This window comes from uncultured Roseobacter sp. (assembly GCF_947501835.1).
Lineage (GTDB): Bacteria > Pseudomonadota > Alphaproteobacteria > Rhodobacterales > Rhodobacteraceae > Roseobacter.
Map to the genome: position 1 here is coordinate 1 of NZ_CANMXR010000020.1, position 26193 is coordinate 26193.

The following is a 26193-nucleotide window of genomic DNA, read 5'->3' on the forward strand; positions in this document are numbered from 1 at the left end:
GGCCAGCGCGTGATCGAGGGAATACCCTCAGCGCTGCCATCCGCCCGGTGGCACGTCAAACATTCATTGGAGAGATAGGCCCCATAGGCGGCATCTCCGGGGGTGGAAATCGGTTCTGAACAGGTCGCGTCTGCAGCCGCGGTCGCCGATGCCACCAGGCTCGCAACCACTGCCCCGCACCAGAATGCACGAAAATTCCCCCGCCACATAGGCCGCAGTATCACGCAAAATCCATCCGCGTCACAGCACCACTTTCGTCTGCGTCGCAGGTCTTGGATCACGTCACGGCGATGCTTTTTTGCGCTGTATAGATGGCCCCGTCATCATCGTACCATGCGAAACTGAAAACCCCCGAGCGGGGCACGCGCGCCTTGAATTCGAAAAACGGGTTGGTGGCAATGCCCGGATGCAGCGTAGCATCGACAACCGTTTCCCCGTCGAAATCGCAGGTGAACCGGTGAATGATCGACCGCGGGATCGTCTGACCGGCCTCATCGAAACGCTGCCCGCTTTCCATGCGGTGGGTGATCAGCGTCTTGATCGTGATGACCTCCCCTGCTCTGACCGTCTTGGGCAGTTTGACGCGGGATTTCACACCGGTTGCCATCGATTAACCCTCCTCAGGCACCACAGCCGCCGACGACAACATCGACAAGCTGCGCGGCACTCAGCACTGTCCCATCCGGCATCCGCGCCAGCGCCATGACCTCTTGCGTGCGGGCCAGACGGATGCGGGTGGAAAACTGCTGTTCCACCGCCATCGGCCCAAAACGGATCATCGCAACCGGCGGTACGGGGTTTTCCGGGGCGATGATCATCAGGGCACGCGCGCCCTCTGCTGCGACCTCGACCGGCACCTTGTAGCCGTCTTCCGCCACCGCATCGAGCGTCAGGATCACCCCGCCGGGTGTGATCTGTGCCCCTTGCGCAAAAGCCGCGATGGCCTCTTCCGCCGTGATCTCCTGCGCCACCAGATCGCCCGGAAACCCAAGCGCCAGCAGGGCGGCGGATCCCGAAACCAATGTCTCGCGTCGTGTGACCGGCATGGTCGTACCTCCGAACGGAACGTGGCAAAGTTACGCGATCGTCCCAAAATCCCGCAATGACATGTTTGTGATGGCCCGGCGCGATTTATGCATCTAAGACCAAAGGCTATGTCGCGCCGCTTGTCGCGCCATGGCTTTCGGGGCAAGCTGTGATCCAGGATTTCAGCGTTTTGGGGAGCAGGCGTGACCGGGAATATCCAGACGGGATGGCGGCAATGACCGGGGGGCTGCGCGTCACCGATCTCAGCTTCGACTATGGCCCCAAGAAAGCGCTGGATCGTGTCTCGCTCGCCGTACCGCAGGGTCAATTTTGTGCACTGCTGGGCCCCAACGGCGCGGGCAAGTCGACCCTGGTGTCGCTGCTCACCCGCTTGCTGGTGGCGCCGACGGGGGACATTCATGTGGCCGGTCACGATCTGCGCACGGCCCCGCGCAAGGCGTTGGCCGAACTGGGGGTGGTGTTTCAGCAGCCGACGCTCGACCTGAACCTGACGGTGCGGCAGAACCTGAGCTATTTCGGCGCGCTGCACGGCCTGCCCCGTAGCGAAATGCCGGGCCGGATCGACGCAGCGCTTGACCGTCTGGACATGCGCGCCCGGGGGGATGAGAAGGCCCGTGCCCTGAATGGCGGGCACCGCCGCCGGATGGAACTGGCGCGCGCGCTGCTGCACGCGCCATCGGTGCTGTTGCTGGACGAACCCACGGTCGGGCTCGATGCCGCCGCCCGAGCAGCGATCACCGAGCATGTGCATGACCTTGCCCAACAGGGGCTTTGTGTGCTCTGGACGACGCATCTGACGGACGAGGTGCGCGATGATGACGCGCTGCTGGTCCTGCACCGCGGGCAGATCATCGACGCAGGCGTCACCGGCGACATCCGTGGCGCGCAAACACTGTCGGATTGGTTTCTGACCCGCACCGGAGCCCCCGCATGAGCGGGTTCTGGGGCGTCACCCGCGCCATCGTCGGGCGCGAATTTCTACGCTTCATCCACCAGCGCGAACGCTTTATCGCGGCCCTTGTGCGGCCCCTCGTCTGGCTGTTGATCTTTGCGGCGGGCTTCCGGGCGGCCCTGGGTCTGTCGATCATCCCGCCCTACCAGACCTATATCACCTACGAGACCTACATCGTGCCCGGTCTCTGCGCGATGGTGCTGCTCTTCAACGGCATGCAAAGCTCGCTCAGCCTGGTCTATGACCGCGAGATGGGTTCGATGCGGCTCCTGCTCACCAGCCCCTACCCGCGCTGGTGGCTGCTCTTTTGCAGGCTCTTTGGATCGACCGCAATCTCGATCCTGCAGGTCTACGCGTTTCTCGCCATCGCCGCCCTGTTCGGGATCACGCTGCCCGCCCTGGGCTATATCGCGGTACTGCCGGGGCTGATCCTCGGGGGGCTGATGTTGGGCGCGCTCGGGCTGGTCCTGTCGAGCTTCATCTCGCAGCTGGAAAACTTCGCGGGCGTGATGAACTTCGTCATCTTCCCGATGTTTTTCCTGTCTTCCGCGCTTTATCCCTTGTGGAAAATGGCGGAAAGCTCGCCGCTCCTGCGCGACATCTGCGCCTTCAACCCCTTCACCCATGTGGTGGAGCTGATCCGCTTCCTGCTTTACCTGCAGCTCAACTTTCACGCCCTCGCCTGGGTCGTGCTGAGCACGCTTGCCTTAAGTCTGCTGGCCGTCTGGGGCTATGATCCCGCGCGCGGGCTGATGAAGCGCAAGGGGTGAGCGCGTGGCCCTAGGTATCCCGCTCCGCGAAAGACACGGTGCGGCAGCGCCAGCTCTTGATCTTCTGATTGGGGTGGCTCGCCGTCCATTTGGCCAGTTCGGGCTGCGCGCCCATCAGGCATTGCATCGGCGAGACATCCGTAAAGACAAGGCTGCGCTCGCGACATTCATCCGGTGCCGTAGACAGGCACGCGACAAACAAAAGTTCGATCATGGGTCAGGGTTTCCTGTTTTTTATTTCTGCTCGTACGCACGCGCTGGACATATACTAAAGTCGGTAAATTTCTTCTTAACTTTCCCTTCTGGCACTATTTTGAGCCCTAAAAGCAGGAAATTCCGGCAATTTTCGGCAAATTTGCCTCTTTTTGCGGTCATGGGCGAATGACGGCTGCCGCCCCAAAACCCGCGTTGTCCCTGAAGCTGCGGCTTGCCGTGGGCGCGGCGCTTTTGGGCGCAGGCACGGTTTTGACAGCGCTCATTCTCTCCTTCGGGCTCAACGAGGTTGCGCGACGGCTCGACACCGCCCTGGCCTCCGAGACCCGCATGGCGCGCTATTCCAGCCTGTCCACTCAAGCCTCCACCTTTCTGGTGGTCGCGACCGAAGCCGTGCAGATCGGCCAGCCGCGAGATGTCCGCGCGGACCGCATTGCCCCCGTCACCGACCAGATGCGCCGCACGTTTGTGCAGTTGCACAAGGATGTGGCCGAGGCGGTCAATGCCGCGCAGGCGCTGGGTCTGGACGAGCAATCCCGCTACGGCACCCAATCGCTGGGCGTTGCGCGGATGCAGGCCATGCTGGAGGACACCGAGCAGGGCCTGATCTCCGACATCGAAGACCCCGAACGCCTGCGCGCCTACCTCGACCGGTTTGCCTCCAGTTTCGATCAGTTGCTCAGCCAGGCGGTGAACACCGAAGTGCTGTTTCGCAACAACATCCTCTCTGGCATCGACACCCTGCGCCAACGGCTGACACTGATCGCGCTGAGCATCGCGGCGGCGACCCTGCTGGCGGTCACTGCCTTTTATTTCGGCCTGATCCGCCCGCAATTCCGGCGGCTGGATGATCTGCACCGCGCGGCGCATCAGATCGGCGAGGGGGATTTTTCCGTCAGCCTGCCGGTCACGCGGGCGGATGAGATCGGCCGGCTTTCTGCCGAAACCAACCGCATGGCCGCCGCCCTGCTGGCCCGGCAGAAAGAGGTCCGGATGGAATGGGGCCGCCTCAACAACACCATCGCACAGCGCACCGAAGAGCTGCGCACGGCCAATGCCGCGCTGGCCGAAATCGACGACAAACGCCGCCGGTTCTTCGCCGACATCAGCCACGAATTGCGCACCCCCCTGACCGTGATCCTGATGGAAGCACAGATCGGCAGGAAAGAGGGCGACCCCGAGACAAGTGCGGCCTTTGCCACCATCGAGGCCCGGGCGGAACGGCTGAACCGCCGGATCGACGATCTGCTGCGGCTGGCGCGCTCCGACACAGGCGAGCTGGCGTTGGATCCGCAAACCGTCGCGCTGCCGGATCTCATGCACGCGGTGCAGAGCGAGATTCAAGCGGAAATCGACAACGCGGGCATGGAGATGGAGATCGCGGAGATGCCGAACATCCCGCTGCACTGCGATCCCAACTGGGTGCGGCAGGTGATCGTCAGCCTGATCCGCAACACCATCCGCCACGCCCGCGCAGGCAAGCACCTGCGGATCGCGCCGGTGGTGGCGGACACCCAAGCCGGTGTCAGCGTCACGGACAACGGCCCCGGCATCGCGCCGCAGGATCAGACGAAAATCTTTGATCGTTTCGTACAGGGCACCTCCGCCACCGCCAATCAGGGGTTTGGCGTGGGTCTGGCGCTGGCCCAATGGGTGGTCGAGGCGCAGCAAGGCGAGATCGACCTGATCAGCCCCCTGCCCCACGACGCGGCCATCGGCACCGCACCCGGGACCAAAATCTCGGTTCGCCTTCCGCGCGGGACGGCATAACCTGCGCCCATGAGCAAACTTCTCATCATCGACGACGATCCCGAGATCACCTCGGCCCTGGCCCGCGGTCTGGCGCTGCACGGCTATGAAACCGAAACGGAAAACCGCGCCGACCGGGCGCTGGAACGGTTGCAGACCGGCACCCATGTGGGCGCGATTGTCGATGTCATGCTGGGGGCCGACAGCGGCATCGATCTGGTGCGCACGGCCCGCGCCGCCGGGGCCACCCTGCCGATCCTGATGCTCTCCGCCCTCTCGGAGGTCGAACACCGCACCGCCGGGCTTGAGGCCGGGGCGGATGACTACGTGGTCAAACCCTTCAGCTTCGATGAACTGGTGGCCCGCCTGCGGGTACAAGAGCATCGCGCCAGCGCGCAGCGCCCGCAGCCTGCCCGCCTGTCCCGCACCGCGCGCACCCTGCAGAACGCAACAGACAGCGTCGCCCTGACCGAACGTGAATGCGCCCTGCTGGAACTGCTGATGCGCCATCTGGACGCGCCTGTGCCGCGCATCGAGATCTACGAGACCCTCTGGTCCAGCGACGGGGCCGGTAACGAAAATGTGGTCGATGTCTACATCGGATATCTGCGCAAAAAGCTCGCGACCTCCGATTTCGGCATGGAAATCAAGACGTTGCGCAATCAGGGGTTTTGTCTGACCGGTCTGATGCCCGCCGTGGATGACGCGTGATATAGACCAAAGTCTTATGATTTCTTATAAATTAAGAGTCGCTCATCACGCCAAGCTCTGCCACCCTAGCGCTGTAGTTTACTACGCATTTTTGGAGGAGACGACCATGGCTTGGACCAAACCAATCATCCGCGAAATCGAGTGCGGCATGGAAATCAACATGTACGGACCGGACAGCGACGAAGAGCGCGAAGTCCTGTTCTGATCAATTTGCGCGCGGGCGGCCTATATGTCATTCCGCGCGCAAATCCTTGGGGCCGCCGCCGGTGGTGGACTGCCTCAGTGGAATTGCGGCTGTAACAACTGCAATCTGGCGCGCTCCGGCGCGATACCATCACAGACCCAATCCTCCCTGGCTGTTACGGCCAATGGTTCCGCATGGGCCATTCTGAACGCGTCTCCTGATATACGGCACCAGTTGTCGCAATCCCGGTCTCTCCACCCCACAGGATTGCGGCAACTTCCGCTTGCGTCGGTGCTGGTGACCAATGGTGATATCGACCATGTTGCGGGGCTGCTCACTTTGCGCGAAATGCAGCCCTTCACGCTTTTTGCCACCGCCGGCATCCACGAGGTGTTGGCCCAGAACCCGATGTTCGATGCGCTCAACAGCGCCGTGGTGGCCCGCGAGACCATCGCACTCGACACACCCTTTGAGCTCGCGCCCGATCTGATGGCCACGCTCTTTGCCGTGCCCGGCAAGGTACCGCTCTATCTGGAGGGGGAGCAGGTGCAGACCGATCTGATCGGCGATCAGACTGTCGGCGTGAAGCTGGAGACCACGGGCAAAACCGCCTTTTACATCCCCGGCTGTGCGCTGCTCAACGATGATCTGCGCGCGCGGCTGGCCCGCGCGGATCTGCTGTTTTTCGACGGCACCCTGTGGCAGGATGACGAAATGGTACAGGCCGGTCTGGGGCAAAAGACCGGCAAACGCATGGGGCATATGTCCATGAGCGGGCCGGACGGCTCTCTGGCCGCTTTCGACGGGCTGGACATCGCCCGGAAGGTCTATGTGCACATGAACAACACCAACCCGGTGCTGCGCCCGGACTCGGCTGAAAAGGCGCAAGCCGAAGCCGCCGGATGGATCATCGGACAGGACGGAATGGAGATCACGTAAATGACCCAAAGCCGCGACGCATTTGAAGCACGCCTGCGCCAGATCGGCGCCGAACGCTACCACGATCTGCACCCGTTCCACGACCTGCTGCATGGTGGCGGCTGCACACCCAATCAGGTACGCGCCTGGGTGATCAACCGGTATTACTACCAGCATTCGATCCCGATGAAGGACGCCGCCTTCATGTCCCGCGTCGAGGACCCTGCGCTGCGCCGCGCCTGGCGGTCCCGGATCGAGGACCACGACGGCACCGACGACAACGAAGGCGGCATCCGCCGCTGGCTGCGGCTGGCCGAAGCCGTGGGGCTCGATCCCGATTACGTCTCCAGTTGCCGCGGCGTGCTGCCCGCGACCAAATTCGCGGTGGATGCCTATGTCCGCTTTGTGCGCGAAAAGTCTCTGCTGGAGGCGGTCGCCGCCTCGCTCACGGAACTCTTTGCGCCCAAGATCCACGCCAATCGCATTCAGGGGCTGTTGCAGAACTACGACTTCGCCGATGATAGCTCGCTCAGCTATTTCAAGAACCGTTTGAAAGAAGCGCCCAAGGATGTGGCCTTCGGTCTCGCCTGGGTCCTCGACCACGCCGATACCGCCGAGAAACAGGAGGCCGCCGCGCAAGCGCTGATCTTCAAAACAGATGTGCTCTGGTCGCAGCTCGATGCGCTCTGGGGCGCCTATGTCGATCCTGCCCGCATCCCGCCCGGCGCCTGGACCCCGGACGAGGGCCTGTTGCTGCAAAAGGCGTCCTGACATGCTGGCCACCGACATCCCCGCCCTGCCCCGCGGCGTGCGCCTGCACCACGACAAAGTACGCGACACCTGGGTGCTGCTGGCCCCTGAACGGGCGATCACCCTCGATCCGGTCGGCCATGCGATCCTGACGGAAGTCGACGGCACCCGCAGCTTTGGCGAGATCACCGGCACCCTCGCGGAACGCTACAACGCGCCCATCGACCAGATCGTCAAGGACAGTGCCGGTTTTCTCGACGCGCTGCGCAATCGCCGGTTTCTGGACGTCGCCCCGTGACCGTCCCGCCCCCCATCGCGATGCTGGCGGAACTGACCTACCGCTGCCCGCTGTCCTGCCCCTATTGCTCCAACCCGGTGGAAATGACCCGTCAGGAGGCGGAACTGGACACCGACACCTGGGCGCGGGTGTTTCGCGAAGCCGCCGATCTGGGTGTTCTGCAACTGCACCTCTCCGGCGGTGAACCCGCCTCGCGCCGCGACCTCACCGATCTAGTCACGGCGGCGCGCGATGCAGGGCTTTATACCAACCTCATCACCTCTGGCATCGGGCTGACCGAAAAACGACTGGCCGCATTGGATGCGGCGGGCCTCGATCACGTGCAGCTGTCGCTGCAGGGCACCAACCCGGAAATGGCCGATGAGATTGGCGGCTATAAGGGCGGCTTCAAACGCAAGATGCAGGTGGCCGGGTGGATCGGCCAAATCGGCTTCCCGCTGACGCTCAACGCGGTTCTGCACCGGCGCAATCTGCACCAGCTGCCCCGCGCGCTGGAAATGGCGCAAGAAATGGGCGCCCGCCGGATTGAGGTCGCCACCGTGCAGTTCCACGGCTGGGCGCTGAAAAACCGTGATGCGCTGATGCCCACCCGCGCACAGGCCCGCGAGGCCACTCAGATCGTCACAGAGGCCCGTACAAGGCTCAAAGGGCGGCTGGTGATCGACTATGTGCCCGCAGACTACCACGAGGACTACCCCAAGCGCTGTATGGGCGGCTGGGGCACCTCCGGCCTCAATGTGATCCCCGACGGCACCGTGCTGCCCTGTCACGCGGCGCAATCGATCCCGCATCTGAGCTTTGAGCGGGTGCAGGACAGGTCGCTCAGCGACATCTGGTACCAGGGCGCGGCCTTCAACGCCTACCGCGGCACCGACTGGATGGCGGAGCCCTGCCAGAGCTGCGAGCGCAAAACGGTGGATTTCGGCGGTTGCCGCTGTCAGGCCATGGCGATTGTGGGCGATGCGGCGGCCACGGACCCCGTCTGCATCAAATCTCCGCACCACGGCGCGCTCCAGACCCTGGCCGACACCCACGCCGCCCAAGGTGACGCCCCCCTGATCTATCGCGAAATGCCCGGCAAACAGGCAGAACCCGCGGAATAGATCCGCCGTGTCCGGCGCGTGCCTGATGCTGAGGGCGCGATGTCACGGATTGCTCAACCGGCGGCTCCCGATCTCACTTTGCCCTGCGTGCCAATCCGCCCGCCAAAAGCGCGGCGATGACAATAAAGGCGGTCGCGCCGACCCATGCGATGGGCAGCGAATAGCCCTCCGCGAGGCCCCCAACCAACATCAGACCAAGGGCAGCCCCGAACTGCTGCACGAGTGAGCGTAGCGACAACAAAGTAGATCTCTGATGATTTTCGACACAGGAATGTAGAATACTGCTGGCCGGTGTTTCGATCACACCGAAGATGACAGAATAGAGGATGAAGACACCAACGAAACCCAGGATGCTGCCCTGAAGCGCCATTGCGATCTGCAGGGCCGCAAGACACGCGAGGGCCAGCGAGAGCGTGACGGCATGTCGACGTCTGAACATCCGATTGATCCGGGGCGACAAGGCCGCGCCAAACGCCATCGAGAAAAAATAGGTCGCCGTCAGCGCGCCAATCGCCGTGTTGGCGTAACCTTCGCTCAGCATGGCCTTGACGTGGGTCGGCCACAGCACTTCGACCGGGTTCGTCGCCATCAGGAGGAGCGCCAGCGCCATCAGCAGGCGCGACAGCGTGCGATCTGTCCATGCGAGGAGACCCGCCTCTCTGATCACGGTCGGAACCTTTAGGAAGCCCTGCCTGAGTGCCTCGGGGTTCAGCGGACGCGGCGTCTCTGTGATGGCAGCCAGGGTGTAGAAAAACACCACCGACATCACGATGAGGCTTGCGAGGTATGAGGTATCGTAAATGCTGAACCCAAACCGGATCGCAACGACGCCGAAGACATCGGGCAAGAGACCCCCGCAAATGGCACCAAACGCCAGGCCCATGGCATTGGCCCATTGCGCTTTTGCAAGCGCGGGTTGGATATCTACATCTGGCGCCACGGTCCTGAATCGCTCGACAAACCATGCGTCCAGTGTTCCCGAGCGCAAAGCCCGACCAAACCCGGTAAAGGCAAACGACAGCGCCAGAATGTTGAAATCGCTCGACGACAGAAACAGGACGAACGAGATCAGGCTGGCCACAACCGCAGAGAGGAAGACGGGCTTGCGTCCGATGTTGTCCGCCAGCCCGCCAAACGGCAATTCCATCGCAATGGTTGTGGCTGAGTAGACCGCGAACAGCAGCGAAATCTGAAAGAGATCCATGCCTCGATCAACCAGGGCCAGGGCCACAACCGCCACGGCCAGGCCCATGGCAAATCGGTCCAGGAACTGATGTATCTGGAAGACCCGGATGTGCCGCTGAGCGACATCGGTCAGCTGATGAAAGGAGAATTCAATGTCAGCAGGCATATGCGCAGTCTTGGCATCCGGGGCGGTGAATGCAATAGCCGCGCCCGCACGCCAATATCCTGCGTCAGGAAAGCGGCCCCCGCGCGGGGCCTTTCACATCAGCCCCTTGATGCCCGGCAGACGCCGCCGCAACACTCTGGCCCCGGTACCTTCAGTACATCGCCGTGTTGAGTGTGATGGAAACGGGCGCGCCCGCCTCGGCCTTTGCACTGCCGCGGGCAAGCAGCCAGCCGTCGTCGCGCTCGAGTCGCGCCACAACCTGCAGGGTTGGCGAAGCCACCGCACGGGCAGGCACGGCCAGGGCAAACGCGATCTTCTCCGACCCGCCATCGCTTTTGACGCGCGTTTTCATGTCGCTGAAATACCCTTTCTCCTGAACGGATGGGTCCTCCAGAGAAATCTCGATCTGGCCCTTCGGGATGACCTTGCCTCCTTCGAATTCGACAGCACCGCGCATATCTCCTGATTGCGCCGATGCCCCTCCGGCGGTCATAGCGACCACCGCCGATCCTGCCGCGACAAAGAGGGTCCGGCGATTGATGGCGGACTTCATTGCAAAATCTCCCTGATCATTGCTGTTCTCATGTAATCACGCCCTTGCGCAGATGGCATGGACCGGGGCGAGGCGCCGGAACAGCGCCCCACCCACGTCGCCTCAGATGACAACAAAATCGTCCGCGGACAGATCCAGATTGGCGCTCAGCTGCGCAAACTGGATCGCCTCACCATCACCGGTGCCATCGGCATCATAGGACAACGCCCCGTTGCCGGTGTCATAGATGATGCGGTCATCACTGTCACGGCTGGTCCCCGTCGCACTCCCGTGGAACGCACCGAACGAAAGCACGCCCTCGTCACCCACATCTTCGAAGATGAGATTGTCCAGAAGGATCACATCCTCGCTGACCTGGAAATCCTCGATGGTGTCGATGTTGCCGTCTCCCAGCGCGGTCGAGAACCGGAAGGAATCCTCCCCCTCTCCGCCAATGAGCGTATCGGCCTCCTGCCCGCCATCCAGCAGGTCGCTGCCTCTGCCACCGCGCAGCGTATCAGAGCCCGCCTCCCCCGGTTCTGCAGGTGCCGGTGGGAAGTCCACCGAGACGTTCAGCGTATAGGTCGACCCCTCGGGCACCACTTCCGTCCAGCCGCCTTCTTCGGACTCTGCCGTCCAGCTGCCCTGCAGGATGTAATAGGTCCCTGTCTCCTCCACGACAAAAACCGTGCTTGAATCCCGATTGCTTGTTGAGCCGGGATCGCCGCCGCCATCATCGTTTTCGGTGACGACATCGCCATTGCTGTCCAGCAGCCGGACCCAGCTGTCATGCACGTTCGGATCGGCAATGCCATCAATATCGATGGACAGGATGGTGCCCGCGGCCAGATCGATGCTGTAATAGCCGCCTTGGCCGTTTCCGGTGGCGTTGACGGTCGTATGCAGGACAGTCGTCGAATCGAAGATGTTGGGATCTTCTTCCAGAGAGAAGTTGTCGGAAATGTCGAAGGCCGTCGCGATGGAGTTATTCGTCGCATCCGCTCCCAGCGTGGCATAGCCGGTGCCCATTCCCGGTGTTGGCAGTGCATCACCCTGATAGGCGAAATCGCCCAGCAGCGTGTCATCCCCGCGACCGCCGCGCAGCACATCGTCGCCGCCCTGTCCCGTCAGCACATTGGCGGCAGAATCGCCCTGCAGCCGGTCGTCAAAGCCCGATCCGGAGAGGTTCTCGATCGAGACATAGGTGTCACCCTCGGATGTGTCGCGGCGCAGGCTGAGCCGGACCCCGCTGGTCGCATCGGAGTAATCCGCCGTGTCACTGCCGGCCCCGCCGTTCAACAGATCTTCGCCGCCGCCACCGGTCAGCGTGTCATCCCCTGCCCCGCCCGAAAGCGCGTTGATCTGGTAATCGCCGATCAGGCGGTCATCGTGGAAAGAGCCCACGACGTTTTCGAGATCGACGAGGATGTCGTGCCGGATGGTCGTGCCGCGGCCCACGATCTGCACCGGCCCGTCTGCGTCACCGCCCGTGGCCGTGCCATTGACAAGGTCGACCGTCACACCGCTGGAGCTGCCCCGGTAGACAACCGTATCATTGCCTTCGCCGCCATCCATATAGTCCTGACCCGCGCCCCCGATGATCGTGTCATCGCCGCCTTCGCCATAGAGGATGTCGCCATCTCTGCCGCCATCCAATATGTCATCGCCGTCGCGGCCGTTGAACACATCGCCGCCGCCCTGACCAATAAAGTGGTTCGCTGCGGAGGTGCCGATGAACCGGTCGATGCGGTCATCAGACCCGATCAGGTTCTCGATGTCGTAGAAGGTATCGCCCGAGGCGGTGCCACCGCTGGCGACATTTGTCTCAAGATTGACAAGCAGCTGGAACGGGCTCTCGCGGCTGTAGTCAACCGTGTCAACACCGTCACCGCCCCGGAAGACATCGACACCGGCCTGACCGCTCATCATATCGTCGCCGTCCCCGCCATCGAGAAGATCATCGCCCTGACCACCGAGGAGGGTGTCGTTCCCGTCCCCGCCATAAAGCGAGTCGTTGCCATCGTCGCTTTCGGTCTGGTCTTCGAGGTCTTCAATGTCGATGGTGTTGTTGACATCGCGGCTGGCGAGCGAGTCGCGGCCCCCGATGAGCGTGTCATCGCCACCCATACCAAAGATCGTGTCGTCACCGCTGCCGCCGTCGAGCGTTTCAGCGCTGTCATCGCCAAAGATGATGCTGGTCCGGGTGTTGTCACCCGGACTGGACGCGGTTTCACCGCCAGTGTCTTCTGGCTGGTCCGCCGCCGCTACCTGGTCCGCTGTGCCGTCGGCGTAGATGATGTTTTCGACATTAGCGATTTCGCCGACGTCAATGTCTCGGGACATCACGATGACCGTATCGTTGCCGCCATCCGCTTCCTCGTGCACGATGTCGTCAATGGAATCGACGAAATAGGTGTCATCGCCATCATTCCCCGCCATCCGGTCAGCGCCGCCACGGCCATCCAGCACATTGTCGCCGTCATTCCCGATCAGAATGTCGTCATAGCTGCTGCCGATGCCATTCTCGATGTAATACTCGGTCTCATCGGCGTTGTGCCCGGCAAAGATCGACACGTTGTTGTTGTGCCCGTTGACGCTGGAAAACTGCCCGGCGCGCAGATCCAGGATCGTGCCCGCGGTGGAGCCGGAAAAGTCGACGGTATCGGTGCCGCCGGTATCGTGGATCACGAACCCGATGTCGCGCTGCATGCCCGATGAGGTGAGCTCATACCCATATTTCGCGCTGTTGAACCCGTAGACGTCGTCACCGGTATTGAGGTCGATGGTCTGATAGGTCCGCTCCCCATCATCGTCCACTGTGGAGAAATAGTTGCGAATGACCGCTTCGATATCCCCCATCAGCGGCGTCGAGGCCGACCAGCGGCTGTCTTCGCCAACATCGATCCCATCGAAATAGGACATGACGCTGTACTGCTGACGGTCATAGATCCAGGTCGCATTGTTCAGGTAGTTGATCTGCACCCCACCAGGACCGCTGTAGTTGTAGAGCCCGGGATGGTTCAGACCGAACTCATGACCCAATTCATGGATGAAGGTATCGAACACATAGCCGCCGATGTCCGTCAGGTTGGGCTCGGTGTCGTGGAACCGCTGGCCAACGCTGATGTACCGGTTACTGGAAAAGGCGCTGCCATCGCTCTGCTCACCAATTTCCGGGCTGACAATCTGCATCCAGTCCGTGTCCTCATCATATGGCGCATCATCGACGACCTCGAACTGGAAGGGCGCGACTGAGGCCCACATCTCCAGGGCGCCGATCACGGATGCCTTGTAATCTGGATGGTCGTTGAGCTCCTCGACATTGATCCGCATCGTTTCACCCGCGATCTCTGGCGTCAGGTCGCGCTGGAGAGCCCCCAGATAGTCGAGATAGGCTTCGTAATCCTCACTTTTACCGAATGGGTTGTCCGGCGTCTGATCGTTGACCCACCATGGCGCGCTGGCGTCGTCGGTCTCAATTTGCGCGTCGCCCGACGCCGGAAGGGACCCGTCATCTGAGCCCGAAAGCATCGCTTCGGGACCGTTGGCGGCGTCCGGGGTTCCGGTAGAACCGCCCGAGGCAACGGAATCCGGGTCATTCCCTTCTTCGAGCGCGGCCAGATCAGGCGTCGTCTCTTGCAGAGCTATCGCTTCATCCAAGTTCGCCTGAAATCCAGCCTTTTGAAACCCGATCTTTCCAAAAGACGTTTCTTGCTCGGGGCCGTACCCCATTTCACACATGATGCACATGTTCAGATCATCCTTTCTTAACGATGCCAGAGGCGTAAATTCAAGTCGTCGGGGTCAGGCTGCGGGTCCGCGCGCCGACGTCATCGAGGAAGGCCTCGCAACCCTCGTTTTTGCCAAACGGATGGTCTGGCGTCTGATCGTTAACCCACCTTTGGGTGGTCGTTTGTTTTGTGGATGGCATCGTTAGAGACTCCCTATCGGACAACCGCAAATCATCACGGCTGTGCATGTTGGATGATGCCAATTTTCAACTGGCATCTTGTTGCTTGAGTGCGGAAAAAAACGAGTGCTGACTGAAATATTTCAACACCTTCATCAAAAAAGATGTGGTGCGTTAATATGGCTAAGATTCTGCCCGTACGTCTTTTTTTTAGATTTACCTATTGAATTCAACCAGAAATAGAAATCGTCAAGCTATCGGCGAAATTTGGCTTGGTCGCAGGGACCTCTGTGCAGAACTTGGGCGGCCCATCGCAGCGCCCGGGCACCCCGCGGGACGGCTCAGATGCCGCAGAAACCGGCCAAGGGCGACGCCTCTTCGGGGGTATCGATGCGCGACACGCTTGACGTTTCCATCCGCTTTGCGGACCCTGAGCTTGAGCGCATCATGGGAGATTGCGAATGCCCGCTGCACTACTGTCCAGAAACCGGAACTACCGCCTCTTGTTCAGCGCCGGCGCGCTGACAAATCTGGGGGACGGGCTGATCGTTCTTGCCCTGCCCTGGCTCGCCACTTTGATGACGCAAAACCCGCTTGCGATTGGTGCCGTGGCGGCTGCGGGGCGCCTGCCATGGCTGTTTTTCGCGATTCCTGCCGGGGTGATCATAGACCGGGCCGACCACCGGAAGCTGATCGCACGAGCGGACCTTCTGCGCGCTGTGATTGTATTCACCATTCTCATGCTGGCGCTGAACGACCAGGTGCCCGGCGCTGTGTGGCTTCTGGCCGGTCTGGCCTTTCTCCTGGGCTCTGCCGAAGTCCTGCGGGACAATGCGGCCCAGACAATTCTGCCCTCCATCGTCGATCCCGACGATCTGGAGGCGGCGAATGGGCAACTCTGGAGCACCGAACAGCTGACAGGCCAATTCATTGGGCCACCGCTCGCGGGCGTTCTGATTGCCGCTGGCATTGGCATCCCCTTTGGGCTCGATGTGGCGTTGCTGGTGCTGGCGGCGGGTCTTGTCTGGCTCATCACCCTGCAACCGCAATTGCGGGTCCAGACGAGTTTCCGCGAGGCGCTGCTGCAGGGCATCGCCTTCATGCGCGGTGACCGGTTGCTGTTGCGCCTCGCCGTCGTCCTGGGGGTGGCCAATTTCCTGGCAACCGCGACGCTCACCGTTCAAGTGCTCTTTGCGCAAGAGGTTCTGGGGCTCTCGGCGGCTGAGTATGGCTTCATTCTTTCGGTGGCCGCCGTGGGGGCGATCACCGGCAGCCTGCTCGCCCCCCAGATCACGAAAGCGCTTGGGATACAGCTCTGCCTCTACCTGTCGGTTGCCACATGGGGTGCCGGGTACGTCCTGATCGGGATCAGCACAAGCAGCCTTGTCATGGCGCTCTCGCTCTTCGCGGTGATGGCCGCAGCGATGCTGTGGAACGTGATCACCGTCTCCTGGCGGCAACGGCGCATCCCTTCCGATCTTCTGGGGCGGGTGAACAGCATCTACCGCTTCTTCGGATGGGGTTCGATGCCGCTTGGCGCGCTCGCCGGGGGGTTTGCCGTATCGGTCCTTCAGGACGATCTGGGGCGTGACATGGCCATTCGCGCGCCATTTGTCCTCGCGGGTCTGAGCTGCTTCGGGTTGCTGGTCTACGCGATTTTCAAATTGCGTTTGGACTAAAGCGCTTCGCGCTGTTGGAGACGGGATTGGCATGGGCACACGCTGATATCCGGCGGTGGATATCAACGTTATGCCACCCGGCCGATCCAACGCGACAGGGTGGCGCCCTCACTCCTTATCGAACAGATACTGCAAATGCTCCAGCGCCCGTTCCAGCAGGGCGCGGTCGACCCCCCTGCCCTTCAGGCGGATCAGATAGCCCTGGCTGTCGCTGCCGTATTGCAGGGTCACGCCGCTCGACAGGTGCACCGTATCGCGCCCTTCCCAACCCATCTTGGGGGCCTTTTTCTTGGGTCTGCCGCCTTTCTTGGGGTCACTTCCGGTGACCTCAAAGGCCTCGATAACCGGCTCCATGGACGCCCATTCCTCCTCCGCTGAAGCCGGTTGCGCCAGCGCCAGAGCATCGCGCAGCTTGATCTCCGCACCGTTGCGCAGGGCTGCGGACAGCCGCAGGCCATCGCGTTCCTTGAGGTTTTCGGGAAATTCGAGCATATCGCCAAGCTCTTCAAAAATAACGGAAAACGAGCGTATCTTTGAACGTTTCGCCTTGCTCGCCATGGCAAAGAGCTGGGCCACCGCCTCTTCGGTGCTGGCAAAGGCGCCCTGCTGCGCCGCGACAACCGCGATGCGGCCCCGTTCGTAATGCGACAGGTTGGTGCGGATTTCATTTTCCTCCACCATCGCGGCAAAGCTGCCGCCCAGGGCGTCGGGGTCACGGACCAGCGCCTTGATGGTCTTATACTTGGCATCGCCCGTCAGCGCGCCCAGTTCGCGCACCGCCCAGAGGCGGCGATACCCCGACAGCAGCCCATAGGCCTGCCCCTCGCCAGAGCGCTCAAAAACCTCCACCGGCAGGCGCAAGCCATGTGCCGCGATGGAGGCTTTGAGCTCATCCATATCCGCGGGGTCGATGACCGTCCGATCGCGCACCATCGCGTCGGCCTGAATGTCTTCGAGCGGGATGTTCAGGATCAGCCGCCCCTGCCCTTCAGCCTCGCGCAGCCGGTCCGCATCCGCTGTGTTCTGGGCCTGCGTTGCCCGGGTTTCGGGATCCGCCATTTCATGGCTGCGCGCGCTCTCGGCAGAAACCTGTGAAATTGGGGCTAAGGCTGCGTTCGGTCGGTTAAGGGTTTCGCGGCGAAACTCCTCCTCGATCCGATTGAGATCATCCGCGCTCGGGGCGCTGACTTTTCTACGCTTCGCCATGTTTTGCCTCCTGCTCATCTTTCCACCACGCGCCGACGATCAGCTCCTTGACCTCCGCCCAGGTACGGTCAAAGGCCTCGCGGCCCCGCACATATGTGTCCCGGTTGAAATCCCTGTAGTCGGCCTCATAGATGCCGTTGACCTGCTCACCGGCCTGCCCGACCATCGCGGTCATATCCTGCCGGAAAGTGGTCATCAGGTCGCCAAAATAGGCTTGGATCACATTCGCCAGATCCGTCTGCTGTGCCGCGTCAAATCGGGTGATCAGCGTCCGCACGGCGTCCCATTCGAATTTGACATCCGGCAGCCCGGCGTGGCGGCGCTGCGCGTTTTCGCCGTCCTCGATGCTGGCGAATGTCGAGTAGAGCATATCGAAGAAACGCCCGGTGGAATCGAACTCCAGAAAGGACGCGCCCAACGGGACGATCAGGATATCCGCAGCGGCCAGCGCATTGATCGTGAGATACCCCAGCGCGGGCGGTGTATCGAGCAGCACGAGGTCGTAGTCCTGCAGAATGCCACTGTCGTCCAACCCGTTGGTCAGCGCATCCCAGAGCGGCCAACCGCGGCTCTGCATCCGCCAGACCGGCACCTGAAACTCAGCCCAGTAGAGGTTCAGCTGCGCCCCGATCAAATCAATGTTGGACCAATGCGTGGTCTGGATCAGGTTTCGCGGCGAAACCTCAAGCGCCTCAGTGAGGGTTTCGTCCAGCGGGATCGGGGTCTCTCCGCGCGCGGCGCGCACCTTGTTCTCACCGCCGATGTGCTGCGCGTAGTCGCGCGCGAGGATTGGGAAGGCGGTCTGCCATTCATCCTGCACCTGACCACCCATAATGCTCGTCATCGAGCCCTGGCTGTCGAGATCGATCACCAGCACGCGGTAACCATCCAGTGCCGCGCTCATGGCCAGATGCGCGCAGGTGGAGGTCTTGCCGACGCCGCCCTTGAAGTTCGCGACGGCAATCACCTTGGCGTCCAGTCCCTCCGGGCGATAGGGGCGATACTCCCGGTGAGCAGCACCTTCCTCAGCGAAGTGATCGCGGAGCGTCATGACCTCCTCAAGCGAGAACCACTTGGAATTTCCCTCACCGGTGCCCTGAGGCAGGACGGGATCGTTTTTCAGAACCCGGCGAAAATGCGCGGGAGCGACGGGGATCAGATAACGACAGACCTCCCATGTCGAGAAGCGCCGCAACCGCTTATTGCCGTCCGGGGCATGTCCGCTCTTGGCCAACTCATCGCGACCACGGGCGGCGAAAGCCGCCGCTTTCGCGAATCGCGCGGTATGGATAGGCTCCACGAGACGGCCCGCAGCCTGCTTGGGATCGATGCCGAAATACGGGGGGAGGGGGTCTTTTCCAAAAGATGTCATGCTGAACTGCCGATGTGATAGTTTTTTTCTAACTTTCCAAAAACTATCACACATGAAACAGCAAAAGTGAAACCCTGTCGTGGAAAAACGGGCAATATCAGCGGGCTGGGTTTGAGAATCTTTAGAGTCTTTAAAGACTTTGGTTTAGAATAGTCTAAATTTATCAAAGAACTAAAGCATCATGGGCGCCTGCATACAGGACCAAAGGTACCCTGATCCGGGATTTCAAGGACCCCAGCGCAGGCGGAAAGGTACCGATTCTCGGGATTTAGGGCCTATTGCGTATGTTAGAGACCGACATTGTGCAGATCGCCCGTCTCTTGTCCCGTATTTGGGTTCCTTAGCCGTTGAACCGACACCTTCCGGCCGGATGCCTCAGCGGCGTAAAAGGTATCCGATCCCGGATTGAATTCGGGTGCCTTTGAGGCTAAGATACCGCTCAGGGACCCTCAGAGGTCTGGCCAAAAGGCGTGAGCAGGATGGACGATATTCCAAAGGAAAAACTGACGGGGTCGCTCCGGCGGGGCGCTGTCAAAAAGCATGTGGCCGCGATCCACGTGTCGGGCAAGCTGACGCTGCTGCAACGCAAGTTGAGCAACGTGCTGCTGCTGAACGCCTATGACACGCTGACCCAGGCAGCTTCGTTCCAGATGGATGCGCGCACGCTCTGCCTGATGGTGGGGTATAACTCCAATGATTTCGATACGCTGAAAGCGTCGCTGCGTGGGCTCGCCGAAACCGTGGCGGAATGGGACATGCTGGACGAGGTGGGCCAGCAGGAATGGGGCGTGTCCAGCCTGCTGAGCTATGCCAAGCTCAAGGGCGGTGTGTGCGAATACGCCTATTCCCCGGCGCTGGCCGAAAAGCTGGCCGACCCGAAGGTGTTTGCGCTGATCAACCTCAACATCCAGCGCCGGTTCACCAGCGGGCACGCGCTGGCGCTCTATGAAAACTGCTACCGGTTTCACCGCACGGGCAGCACCGGGTGGTGGTCGCTGGAAACCTTCCGGCGCTTGATGGGGGTCGAGGAGAGCGCCTATTACGAGGTCTACAAACACCTCAACGCCAAGATCATCAAACCGGCCGTGGCGGAGGTGAACCGCACCAGCAACATCGTGATCACGCCGGAGGTGCGCAAGCGGGGCAGGGCGGTTACCGACATCCGGTTTCTGATCAAACAGAACCCGCAATTGGCGATCCTTGACCTGGATGACGGCGAGGGGCTGCGGCGCGCGCCGGTCTATGACCGGTTGCGGGCGATGGGGGTCAGCGACCGTCTGGCGCGTCAATGGATGGGGGAACATGGCGAGACACTTGTGGGCGAGAAGCTGGATTACGTCGCGGCGCAATCCGGGGTGAAAAGCCCGGCGCGATATCTGGCGGCAGCCTTGCGGGACGATTATGCGGAGACCCCGAAAGAGCCGGTGCCACTGGCCACCAGCGCGCGGGCGCAGCGGTTGGGGCGGGTGCGGGATCTGGCGGCCAGCCGGACGCCGACACAGCGGGATGCGGACAAGCGGCTGTTTCTGGCCCGCATCGAGGACTCGGCGGCCCGGGTGGATTTTGAGCGGCACGGCTGGATGTCGGCGCTGAATGCGCAGGCCGTCTTTGCTTTCTGGGAGGAAATCATGCCCGGGGCTTTTGAAGAACTGTGAGACGGTGGGTGAAAACTGCCTTGTTAGAGACTGTTTTATTACCAGCATACTAAGTGCGCATGAATATGCGCATCCTTGACGCGCATGATTTACAATCTTATACTTGCGCATAGAGGAGATGCCCATGCCTGCAGCCCACCGCAAACCCACAAACCTGTCCCTTGATACGTCGCTGTTGCGCGAGGCGCGCGCGTTGAAGGTGAACCTGTCGCGCGCGGCGGAAGAGGGGGTGCGCGCCGCCGTTGCCGAGGCCCGCGCGACGGTCTGGCAGGCGGAGAATGCCGCGGCGCTGGAAAGCTCCAACAGTTTTGTCGAGGCTCATGGCCTGCCGCTGACCAGGTATCGGCAATTCTAGATGCCGCGCCATGACGTTTACCCAAACCCGGATGGGCCGGGATATCTGCTGGATCTGCAAAGCGACCTTCTGTCGGAATTGAACACGCGGGTCGTGGCACCCTTGATGCCCGCGGAGGCCGCCCCTAAGCCCGCCGCATGGTTGAACCCGACCTTCGAGGTGGAGGCGGAAAGGGTGGTGATGGTCACGCAGTTCATGGCCGCCGTACCGCGTGCGATGCTGGGGGCGCCTGTTGCCAGCCTGGAGGCGCAGCACGAGGCGATCACCCGGGCCGTCGACATGGTGATGCAGGGGTTTTAGAGGCCGCCCGGGGCCTTCAACAGACCCTCGCGCCGCAGCAGATCCGTTTCCTTCTCGGCCAGAAAGCGGCTCTGTGCAATGCGAGTGCGCCGGTCGGCCCGCAGGCCACCATGCCCGGTGGTTTCCAGAAACGCGGCGGCCAGCCCTTGCAGGGCCGGGATGCGGGTGCTGGCATCGACCAGGATTTCGATGATCGCACAGATCGTCATGACCTCATCAGCAGTGCCGCGCAGGCGGATGAAATCGCGTGAAATGGCCTCGGAAATTTCCAGATAGCCCAGCAGGAGGGCAGTTACTGTCTGGCGGTCGGTGGATCCGTTCGGGCTTTTCAGGCTGGCGGTGGCGCGCAGGCGGGTGACCCGCAGCATGTCTTTGTCAAAGCGGACGGTAACGCGGTCTTCGTCCAGCACCATGCGGGAGATTTGTGTGCCGGCGAGTTTGCGGATGGCCTGGGCGCGGTGCGGTTCGGCCTCTTGCAGGGCGGCGTAGAGGGCGATGATCCAGTCGCGCAGGTGGCGGGGGTCACTCGACATATTCAAACACCCCCGATCCTGTGGCGCGTAGCATCTGGTGATCGAGCGTGGCCGTCAGGTAGCAGCGCCCGGCCAGTTCATTGATGAAGCCCGCACCGGGGCGCATCGGGTCACTGAGCAGCAGCTGCGCGGCGGTGTCGGTTTCGAAGGTGAGCTCAAACCGGGCGAGGCGGCTGTCGGCGCGCAAGGTGACGGTGCGGGGCAGGTCGGGCGCGCGGCGGTCGGGGTGGATGGCGGCCAGCGCCCCGGGCAGGCGGCGCGCGGTGCGGGTGGGGGCGGCGTCATAGGTGAGGTCGATCTGATCGGGAGTGAAGCCGTAGACGCGGGTGCCGTGGACCAGAAAGACATGCGGCGGCTGGCGGCTGTGGTGCGCCTTGTCGGTGCCGCGGGCGGCGACGATGGTGATGTCCTCGCTCAGCACCCAGGCGCCCCATTCCCAGGCGACATCCTCGCCCCAGAACCAGCGGCCCCAGTTGTGGTCGTGATAGCCCCGGGCATGGGTGAGGTCGATGTCCTCGCCGTCGATCCTGAGGGTGCCGGAGAGGGCGAGGGCGGGGATGGCGCTCCATCCGATCCAGCCGCTGCCGAACCCTGCGGTCAGATCGAGGCTGGCCGAGGAGAGCAGGGGGCGGGCGACAAGATCCGCCTCAAACCCATCCTCTGGCCGGGCGACGCGGGCATGCAGCGCTGTGCCATCGCGGGTCACGGCCATGGAGACGGTGGCGAGAAAGAGCGCCTGCGTGTCGATCTGGCTGTCCGAGAGGGAGGCGATTTCGATGCCGCCGATCCAGTCGCTGTCCTGTGTGCTGGCCAGTGCCACCCCCACGGCACGGGCGCGTTTGTCCCAGGGGGGTCCGTGCAGCGACAGGTTGATCAGCACCACCCGTCCGGTGTCGGGCAGGAAGACGTTGAGGTGGAACCAGTCCTTGTAAGCTGCCGCCGTCGGGTCGCTGAGCACCGGGGGGCGCAGCGCATCAAAGCGGCTCACCGCAGGATCGGGCCGCTGTGCACCGCGTCCCCGGGCTCGATGGCGTCGCGGTCGGGCGCGCTGCGGGCCAGCGCCTCCACCGATTGCACGATCTCGCGGGAGTGGATCCACAGGCCCATCAGCGTGTCAATGAAGGTGATCGGGACGGGCACGGTGCCGCTGCGATGCACCTTGTTTTCCAGCGGGGCAGGGACGTTGTCGATGGTCTCGGCCAGATCGTCGGCCAGCAGCAGCGCCAGATCGTTGCGGATGTGATCGAGCACGGGGGCGGCGGGCATGCCCTCGGTCCAGCCGGTCACCCGCAGGGCGCTCCAGAGCAGCTCGCCATTATCCTTGACGGCACTGGCTTCCAGCGCGCGCCTGATCCGCGCGCCCTCAGCGGTCTTGGAGATCTCGCGTCCGGCTTCGGCCAGCCCGGCGAGGGTGGAGCCGATCACGCTGACGCCCGAGGTATAATGCAGCGTGATCAGACGGCTGGCCAGCGAGGCAAAAAGGCTTGCGGTGGTGCGGCCTGCGTCCTCGGGCGGATCGATGAGGCGAATGTTTGCGCTATTGGGCATGGTCGTTCTCCTCAGCTGGATTTGGCAGGTTTACGGGCGGCGGTTTTTTTGGCGGGCGCTTTTTTCGCCGCCGTGGTGGTTTTACTCTTTGCCGTGGCGGCCTTTGATTTTGCAGCGGCCGCAGGGGCCTTTTTCTTGGCGGCGTGGGCCGCGCGCGTGGTTTTCGTCACCGTGACCTCCAGCGGCACCACACCGTCACTGCAGCCGTAGATCAACACAGCGCCCCGGAAAACGCCCACTGGCATCTCCGCAGGGGCGTCCAATACCAAAGCGAATTCCATGACCTCATCGGTCGCCAGCAGCGCCGTGGGGGGCGAAAACGCGGTCTGGGCAAACCATGTGGCCCCGGTATCCGACACCAGCGGCGTAATCATCGGCGTGACCATCGAATGCACCCGCTGGCGGTTTTCCACGGTCACCGTCGCCTTGGCCTGCGCGCCCGGGCGCATTTTCAGCTCAATCGTCGCCCCCTCCACCTGCTGCACCACGGTGCCCGGCGTGACCGGCCCGACGATCCCCTGCAACTGCCGCAGATACTGCATCGTGGCCTGGCTCAGGCTCTGCTGAAACGCACTTTGCAGCTTCATCAGCTCTTCGAAGGGGCTGGGTGGGGCGCTCCCGTGGTCGTGGTCATGTGGCATATCGGTCCCTCTTATTTCAGTCTTGCAATCACGTATTTCAGCACTTCGCGCAGGAATTGCCGGTGGCGGGTTTCGGGCATGAAGGCGAGCCCCTCCGCTTCGAACTTCAGTGCCCGATTGATGAAATCCTGCGCCAGTTCCCGACCGTGCCGGATCGAGCCCTGCTCATGCATCGCCTGCAGCAGCCAGCGCACCTCGTCAGGTTCCTTCTCTGCCCGCGGCAGGGTCAGCAGCCGGATCGCCCGCGCCCGCTGGCGCTTGGGGGCGGTGCGCAGGAAATGCAGCAGCATCACCGTGCGTTTGCCCTCATAAAGGTCACCGCTGATTTCCTTCCCGTAAAGCACCTCATCGGCGGTGAGGTTCAGCAGATCGTCTTGCACCTGAAAGCCGATGCCCGCCAGATAGCCCAGCTCCATCACGTCAATGAGCGCCTCTTCGAGGTCGGCAACCATGGCGGGGCCTGAGCCTGCGACCACCCCCAGCCGCAGGGGCGCGATCATCGTGTACCAGCAGGTCTTTTTATAGGCCATGCGCAGGTAATCTTCGGTCTCCAGATCAAACTGCGCGTTGTGTATCCAGTCGAGCTCGATGGCCTGGCCTTCCACGGATTCGCGGCTGAGGCGTTCGAAATCCTTGAGGATCCGCATGGCCTTGCGCACGCCCAGCTGGTCGACATTGTCGAGCAGCAGCGACAGGCAAAAGACAAAGGTCGCATCACCGGTGTTAATCGCAATCGGCACCCCGTGGCGGCGAAAGAGCGTCTCATCCCCGCGCCGGAAATCCGAGATATCCTCGATGTCGTCATGCACCAGCGCGCCGTTGTGGAAAAGCTCGATGGCGGTGGCGGTGTTTTCGGCCTGCGCCTCTGTCCCGCCCATGCCCTGACAGGCGGCATAGACCAGCGCGGGCCGCAGGCCTTTGCCGACGCGAAAGGGATAGTCGCTGATCTGGTCGTAAAGCACATTCATCCCCGTTTCGCGGCGCGCATCGAAAAAGCGGGTCATCGCCTTTTCGGTCCGGGTCCTTGCGGTCTTGAGGGCCTCTTCGATGAGGGCCCGGTCGTAGGCGGTCTCGTTCAAACCGGCTTCTGCGCGCAGGCGATGCCGAAACCGGGCACAAGGTCGATCCAGCCGGTGTTTTCAAAGCCTGCCGCCTCGAAAAGCGCCATGAATTGCTCGGGCGTGTGAAATCCGATCCAGCCGGGATCGGCCCAGAGCGCGAGACCAGAGGAGCGTTTGACGAACCATTCGGGGCCTGCGTCGATCACCGTGTAATAGCCGCCGGGGCGCAGGGAGCGGAAGATTTCCCGCGTGGCGGCGGGCGGGTCGGGGTAGTGGTGGTGCGCAAGGCAGGAATAGACCAGATCAAACCCATCGGTGAAAACCTCCGGCAGGTCGCCCACGTCGGATTGGAAAAACGCGGTGTGGTCAAAGGCCTTGGCCCGGGCGGCGGCATGGGCGGCGTTGACCATGCCCGCGGCCAGATCGATGCCCACCGCTTCGCCCTCGGGCACCATCTGCGACAAACGACACAGCTCACGGCCCGCGCCGCAGCCCGCATCCAGCAGGCGGAAATCCGGCTTGATCCAGGCGGAGAGTTCTTCAACGGCGGCATTCATGATCGGGGTGGAGAAGGGGCGCACATAGGCGTCGTAGATTTCGCCCATGCGGTCGAATTCGGAAACCAGCGCGTCATTTTCCGTGGCCCGGCCCAGCAGCACGGGGCGGGGATATTTCCTGGAGAAATGCGGGCCGAGGCCCTTGCGGTCCAGCGGTTTCGGCAGGGTGCCCAGGGTGGTGCGTTCAATCAGCCCAGCGTTGCGGCCCTGTTCATAGGGTTTCATCACCAGCGCGGAATAGAGGTGCATGGCCTGCACCAGCACGCCCTCGGCCATGATGCCGCCCGGGGCGCTCATGGTTTTTTCGCTTTGGGTTTGGCGGCGGGGGGCAGGCGGCGCAGGACCACGGGGATTTCACGGTCACCGAAGGGGCGGATGCTGACGGTGCCGTGCTCGTCCTTGTCGAGCTTCATCTTGCCCGTCGGTTTGCCCTTGAGGGTGAAAACCACGTCTTCGCCTTTGCCCACCATCCGGCCGGTGGGTTCGGCCTTGACGCCCGCAGCCTTGAGATTTTCGGATAGTTCCGGATCGGCGGCGACCTCCTGACCGGTGCTGTTGGTCACCGCAAAGCTGGCGGTGGCGACCTTGCCCGCGGGGGCCGCGAGGATCAGCGGTTGGATCGCGGGGGCGGCGGGTTGCGGGGCGGGTTTGGCGGGTGTGTCCTGGGCGACCCCCTGTTCCGCCAGACCCTGCAGGGCCTTGAGGTAGTCCTTGGTGACGTCAAAGAGGCCGGAGTAATACTTCATGTTCAGGCGCATGGCCTGGCCGATAATGTCTTTCAATTGTGTATTCGACATG

The 26193-nt window shown here is 62.4% G+C and carries 28 protein-coding genes; 13 read left to right on the top strand and 15 right to left on the bottom strand.

The window, feature by feature from the left end; translation table 11 throughout:
* Positions 1–277: 277 nt before the first annotated feature.
* Both soxZ and Q1A20_RS23995 read right to left on the bottom strand, forming a co-directional pair.
* Positions 278–607 carry a thiosulfate oxidation carrier complex protein SoxZ gene (gene soxZ / locus Q1A20_RS23990; protein ID WP_299919213.1) on the bottom strand — a complete coding sequence of 110 codons (330 nt, stop codon included), beginning with the start codon at positions 605–607 and terminating at the stop codon, positions 278–280.
* Between the two features lie 13 nt (positions 608–620).
* Positions 621–1046 (bottom strand): thiosulfate oxidation carrier protein SoxY, encoded by a 426-nt coding sequence (locus Q1A20_RS23995; protein ID WP_299402415.1) that lies wholly within the window; start codon positions 1044–1046, stop codon positions 621–623.
* A gap of 215 nt (positions 1047–1261) precedes the next feature.
* Between Q1A20_RS23995 and Q1A20_RS24000 the strand changes: the two genes are divergently transcribed.
* Both Q1A20_RS24000 and Q1A20_RS24005 read left to right on the top strand, forming a co-directional pair.
* The gene (locus tag Q1A20_RS24000) at positions 1262–1981 is read left to right on the top strand and encodes an ABC transporter ATP-binding protein (protein WP_299403216.1); all 720 of its coding nucleotides are present in this window, start codon (positions 1262–1264) and stop codon (positions 1979–1981) included.
* Positions 1978–2769, top strand: coding sequence for an ABC transporter permease (locus tag Q1A20_RS24005; RefSeq protein WP_299402413.1), 792 nt, complete (start codon positions 1978–1980; stop codon positions 2767–2769). The genes Q1A20_RS24000 and Q1A20_RS24005 overlap by 4 nt, the downstream gene beginning before the upstream one ends.
* A gap of 10 nt (positions 2770–2779) precedes the next feature.
* Here Q1A20_RS24005 and Q1A20_RS24010 read toward each other — a convergent pair whose 3' ends face one another.
* Positions 2780–2983 (bottom strand): hypothetical protein, encoded by a 204-nt coding sequence (locus tag Q1A20_RS24010; protein WP_299402412.1) that lies wholly within the window; start codon positions 2981–2983, stop codon positions 2780–2782.
* 167 nt (positions 2984–3150) lie between these two features.
* On the opposite strand from Q1A20_RS24010, the gene Q1A20_RS24015 reads away from it, so the two are divergent.
* From Q1A20_RS24015 to pqqE, 7 genes are all read left to right on the top strand, one after another.
* A complete protein-coding gene (locus tag Q1A20_RS24015; RefSeq protein ID WP_299402410.1) occupies positions 3151–4752 on the top strand; it encodes a HAMP domain-containing sensor histidine kinase in 1602 nt (533 codons plus the stop codon).
* A gap of 9 nt (positions 4753–4761) precedes the next feature.
* Positions 4762–5442 (top strand): response regulator transcription factor, encoded by a 681-nt coding sequence (locus Q1A20_RS24020; RefSeq protein ID WP_298976743.1) that lies wholly within the window; start codon positions 4762–4764, stop codon positions 5440–5442.
* A gap of 106 nt (positions 5443–5548) precedes the next feature.
* Entirely contained in the window at positions 5549–5647 is a 99-nt protein-coding gene (gene pqqA, locus Q1A20_RS24025) for a pyrroloquinoline quinone precursor peptide PqqA (protein WP_012177128.1), read from the top strand.
* Positions 5648–5671: 24 nt separating this feature from the next.
* Positions 5672–6565: a pyrroloquinoline quinone biosynthesis protein PqqB gene (pqqB, locus tag Q1A20_RS24030; protein WP_299919218.1), complete on the top strand. Its 894-nt coding sequence runs from the start codon at positions 5672–5674 to the stop codon at positions 6563–6565.
* A complete protein-coding gene (gene pqqC / locus Q1A20_RS24035; protein ID WP_299508066.1) occupies positions 6566–7315 on the top strand; it encodes a pyrroloquinoline-quinone synthase PqqC in 750 nt (249 codons plus the stop codon). It abuts the gene before it with no gap.
* 1 nt (position 7316) lies between these two features.
* Entirely contained in the window at positions 7317–7592 is a 276-nt protein-coding gene (pqqD, locus tag Q1A20_RS24040) for a pyrroloquinoline quinone biosynthesis peptide chaperone PqqD (protein ID WP_299919221.1), read from the top strand.
* On the top strand, positions 7589–8695 hold the full coding sequence (gene pqqE, locus Q1A20_RS24045) for a pyrroloquinoline quinone biosynthesis protein PqqE (RefSeq protein ID WP_299919224.1): 1107 nt from the start codon (positions 7589–7591) through the stop codon (positions 8693–8695). The genes pqqD and pqqE overlap by 4 nt, the downstream gene beginning before the upstream one ends.
* Positions 8696–8768: 73 nt before the next feature.
* Here pqqE and Q1A20_RS24050 read toward each other — a convergent pair whose 3' ends face one another.
* The 3 genes from Q1A20_RS24050 to Q1A20_RS24060 all read right to left on the bottom strand — a co-directional run bounded on the left by Q1A20_RS24050 (position 8769) and on the right by Q1A20_RS24060 (position 14328).
* Positions 8769–10046, bottom strand: a complete 1278-nt coding sequence (locus Q1A20_RS24050; RefSeq protein WP_299919225.1) for an MFS transporter — start codon at positions 10044–10046, stop codon at positions 8769–8771.
* A gap of 151 nt (positions 10047–10197) precedes the next feature.
* Positions 10198–10599 (bottom strand): hypothetical protein, encoded by a 402-nt coding sequence (locus Q1A20_RS24055; RefSeq protein WP_298976752.1) that lies wholly within the window; start codon positions 10597–10599, stop codon positions 10198–10200.
* Between the two features lie 102 nt (positions 10600–10701).
* Positions 10702–14328, bottom strand: coding sequence for a M10 family metallopeptidase C-terminal domain-containing protein (locus Q1A20_RS24060; RefSeq protein ID WP_299919228.1), 3627 nt, complete (start codon positions 14326–14328; stop codon positions 10702–10704).
* 621 nt (positions 14329–14949) lie between these two features.
* Here Q1A20_RS24060 and Q1A20_RS24065 point away from each other — a divergent pair.
* Entirely contained in the window at positions 14950–16167 is a 1218-nt protein-coding gene (locus Q1A20_RS24065) for an MFS transporter (protein WP_299919231.1), read from the top strand.
* Positions 16168–16275: 108 nt separating this feature from the next.
* Here the strand turns inward: Q1A20_RS24065 and Q1A20_RS24070 are convergent, their stop codons facing one another.
* Positions 16276–17373 carry a ParB N-terminal domain-containing protein gene (locus Q1A20_RS24070; protein ID WP_299402392.1) on the bottom strand — a complete coding sequence of 366 codons (1098 nt, stop codon included), beginning with the start codon at positions 17371–17373 and terminating at the stop codon, positions 16276–16278.
* Positions 17360–18745, bottom strand: coding sequence for an AAA family ATPase (locus Q1A20_RS24075; protein ID WP_299402390.1), 1386 nt, complete (start codon positions 18743–18745; stop codon positions 17360–17362). The genes Q1A20_RS24070 and Q1A20_RS24075 overlap by 14 nt, the downstream gene beginning before the upstream one ends.
* Before the next feature lie 479 nt (positions 18746–19224).
* Between Q1A20_RS24075 and Q1A20_RS24080 the strand changes: the two genes are divergently transcribed.
* From Q1A20_RS24080 to Q1A20_RS24090, 3 genes are all read left to right on the top strand, one after another.
* Positions 19225–20400 (top strand): replication initiation protein, encoded by a 1176-nt coding sequence (locus tag Q1A20_RS24080; RefSeq protein ID WP_299402388.1) that lies wholly within the window; start codon positions 19225–19227, stop codon positions 20398–20400.
* Positions 20401–20524: 124 nt separating this feature from the next.
* Positions 20525–20755: a type II toxin-antitoxin system CcdA family antitoxin gene (locus tag Q1A20_RS24085; RefSeq protein ID WP_299402387.1), complete on the top strand. Its 231-nt coding sequence runs from the start codon at positions 20525–20527 to the stop codon at positions 20753–20755.
* Positions 20756–21055 carry a CcdB family protein gene (locus Q1A20_RS24090; protein WP_299402385.1) on the top strand — a complete coding sequence of 100 codons (300 nt, stop codon included), beginning with the start codon at positions 20756–20758 and terminating at the stop codon, positions 21053–21055.
* Here Q1A20_RS24090 and Q1A20_RS24095 read toward each other — a convergent pair.
* Genes Q1A20_RS24095 through Q1A20_RS24125 form a run of 7 tightly spaced genes read right to left on the bottom strand, consistent with a single transcriptional unit; the run spans position 21052 to position 26192 of the window.
* The gene (locus tag Q1A20_RS24095) at positions 21052–21588 is read right to left on the bottom strand and encodes a hypothetical protein (protein WP_299402383.1); all 537 of its coding nucleotides are present in this window, start codon (positions 21586–21588) and stop codon (positions 21052–21054) included. The two genes, Q1A20_RS24090 and Q1A20_RS24095, sit on opposite strands and share 4 nt — an antisense overlap.
* Positions 21578–22576 (bottom strand): hypothetical protein, encoded by a 999-nt coding sequence (locus Q1A20_RS24100; protein WP_299402381.1) that lies wholly within the window; start codon positions 22574–22576, stop codon positions 21578–21580. Before Q1A20_RS24100 ends, Q1A20_RS24095 begins: the two co-directional genes overlap by 11 nt.
* Complete coding sequence (locus tag Q1A20_RS24105; RefSeq protein WP_299402380.1) at positions 22573–23136, bottom strand: hypothetical protein; 564 nt, start codon at positions 23134–23136, stop codon at positions 22573–22575. Before Q1A20_RS24105 ends, Q1A20_RS24100 begins: the two co-directional genes overlap by 4 nt.
* A gap of 11 nt (positions 23137–23147) precedes the next feature.
* Positions 23148–23777: a hypothetical protein gene (locus tag Q1A20_RS24110; protein WP_299919235.1), complete on the bottom strand. Its 630-nt coding sequence runs from the start codon at positions 23775–23777 to the stop codon at positions 23148–23150.
* Positions 23778–23788: 11 nt separating this feature from the next.
* Positions 23789–24856 (bottom strand): polyprenyl synthetase family protein, encoded by a 1068-nt coding sequence (locus tag Q1A20_RS24115; RefSeq protein ID WP_299919237.1) that lies wholly within the window; start codon positions 24854–24856, stop codon positions 23789–23791.
* The gene (locus Q1A20_RS24120; RefSeq protein ID WP_298976771.1) at positions 24853–25692 is read right to left on the bottom strand and encodes a class I SAM-dependent methyltransferase; all 840 of its coding nucleotides are present in this window, start codon (positions 25690–25692) and stop codon (positions 24853–24855) included. The genes Q1A20_RS24115 and Q1A20_RS24120 overlap by 4 nt, the downstream gene beginning before the upstream one ends.
* Positions 25689–26192, bottom strand: a complete 504-nt coding sequence (locus tag Q1A20_RS24125; protein WP_298976772.1) for a hypothetical protein — start codon at positions 26190–26192, stop codon at positions 25689–25691. Before Q1A20_RS24125 ends, Q1A20_RS24120 begins: the two co-directional genes overlap by 4 nt.
* Between the last annotated feature and the right edge of the window lies 1 nt (position 26193).

Coding starts and splice junctions, on each gene's coding strand:
- soxZ (WP_299919213.1), bottom strand. CDS start 607: ATGGCAACCGGTGTGAAATCCCGCGTCAAACTGCCCAAGACGGTCAGA.
- Q1A20_RS23995 (WP_299402415.1), bottom strand. CDS start 1,046: ATGCCGGTCACACGACGCGAGACATTGGTTTCGGGATCCGCCGCCCTG.
- Q1A20_RS24000 (WP_299403216.1), top strand. CDS start 1,262: ATGACCGGGGGGCTGCGCGTCACCGATCTCAGCTTCGACTATGGCCCC.
- Q1A20_RS24005 (WP_299402413.1), top strand. CDS start 1,978: ATGAGCGGGTTCTGGGGCGTCACCCGCGCCATCGTCGGGCGCGAATTT.
- Q1A20_RS24010 (WP_299402412.1), bottom strand. CDS start 2,983: ATGATCGAACTTTTGTTTGTCGCGTGCCTGTCTACGGCACCGGATGAA.
- Q1A20_RS24015 (WP_299402410.1), top strand. CDS start 3,151: ATGACGGCTGCCGCCCCAAAACCCGCGTTGTCCCTGAAGCTGCGGCTT.
- Q1A20_RS24020 (WP_298976743.1), top strand. CDS start 4,762: ATGAGCAAACTTCTCATCATCGACGACGATCCCGAGATCACCTCGGCC.
- pqqA (WP_012177128.1), top strand. CDS start 5,549: ATGGCTTGGACCAAACCAATCATCCGCGAAATCGAGTGCGGCATGGAA.
- pqqB (WP_299919218.1), top strand. CDS start 5,672: ATGTCATTCCGCGCGCAAATCCTTGGGGCCGCCGCCGGTGGTGGACTG.
- pqqC (WP_299508066.1), top strand. CDS start 6,566: ATGACCCAAAGCCGCGACGCATTTGAAGCACGCCTGCGCCAGATCGGC.
- pqqD (WP_299919221.1), top strand. CDS start 7,317: ATGCTGGCCACCGACATCCCCGCCCTGCCCCGCGGCGTGCGCCTGCAC.
- Q1A20_RS24050 (WP_299919225.1), bottom strand. CDS start 10,046: ATGCCTGCTGACATTGAATTCTCCTTTCATCAGCTGACCGATGTCGCT.
- Q1A20_RS24055 (WP_298976752.1), bottom strand. CDS start 10,599: ATGAAGTCCGCCATCAATCGCCGGACCCTCTTTGTCGCGGCAGGATCG.
- Q1A20_RS24060 (WP_299919228.1), bottom strand. CDS start 14,328: ATGTGCATCATGTGTGAAATGGGGTACGGCCCCGAGCAAGAAACGTCT.
- Q1A20_RS24065 (WP_299919231.1), top strand. CDS start 14,950: ATGCCCGCTGCACTACTGTCCAGAAACCGGAACTACCGCCTCTTGTTC.
- Q1A20_RS24070 (WP_299402392.1), bottom strand. CDS start 17,373: ATGGCGAAGCGTAGAAAAGTCAGCGCCCCGAGCGCGGATGATCTCAAT.
- Q1A20_RS24075 (WP_299402390.1), bottom strand. CDS start 18,745: ATGACATCTTTTGGAAAAGACCCCCTCCCCCCGTATTTCGGCATCGAT.
- Q1A20_RS24080 (WP_299402388.1), top strand. CDS start 19,225: ATGGACGATATTCCAAAGGAAAAACTGACGGGGTCGCTCCGGCGGGGC.
- Q1A20_RS24085 (WP_299402387.1), top strand. CDS start 20,525: ATGCCTGCAGCCCACCGCAAACCCACAAACCTGTCCCTTGATACGTCG.
- Q1A20_RS24090 (WP_299402385.1), top strand. CDS start 20,756: ATGCCGCGCCATGACGTTTACCCAAACCCGGATGGGCCGGGATATCTG.
- Q1A20_RS24095 (WP_299402383.1), bottom strand. CDS start 21,588: ATGTCGAGTGACCCCCGCCACCTGCGCGACTGGATCATCGCCCTCTAC.
- Q1A20_RS24105 (WP_299402380.1), bottom strand. CDS start 23,136: ATGCCCAATAGCGCAAACATTCGCCTCATCGATCCGCCCGAGGACGCA.
- Q1A20_RS24110 (WP_299919235.1), bottom strand. CDS start 23,777: ATGCCACATGACCACGACCACGGGAGCGCCCCACCCAGCCCCTTCGAA.
- Q1A20_RS24120 (WP_298976771.1), bottom strand. CDS start 25,692: ATGAGCGCCCCGGGCGGCATCATGGCCGAGGGCGTGCTGGTGCAGGCC.
- Q1A20_RS24125 (WP_298976772.1), bottom strand. CDS start 26,192: ATGTCGAATACACAATTGAAAGACATTATCGGCCAGGCCATGCGCCTG.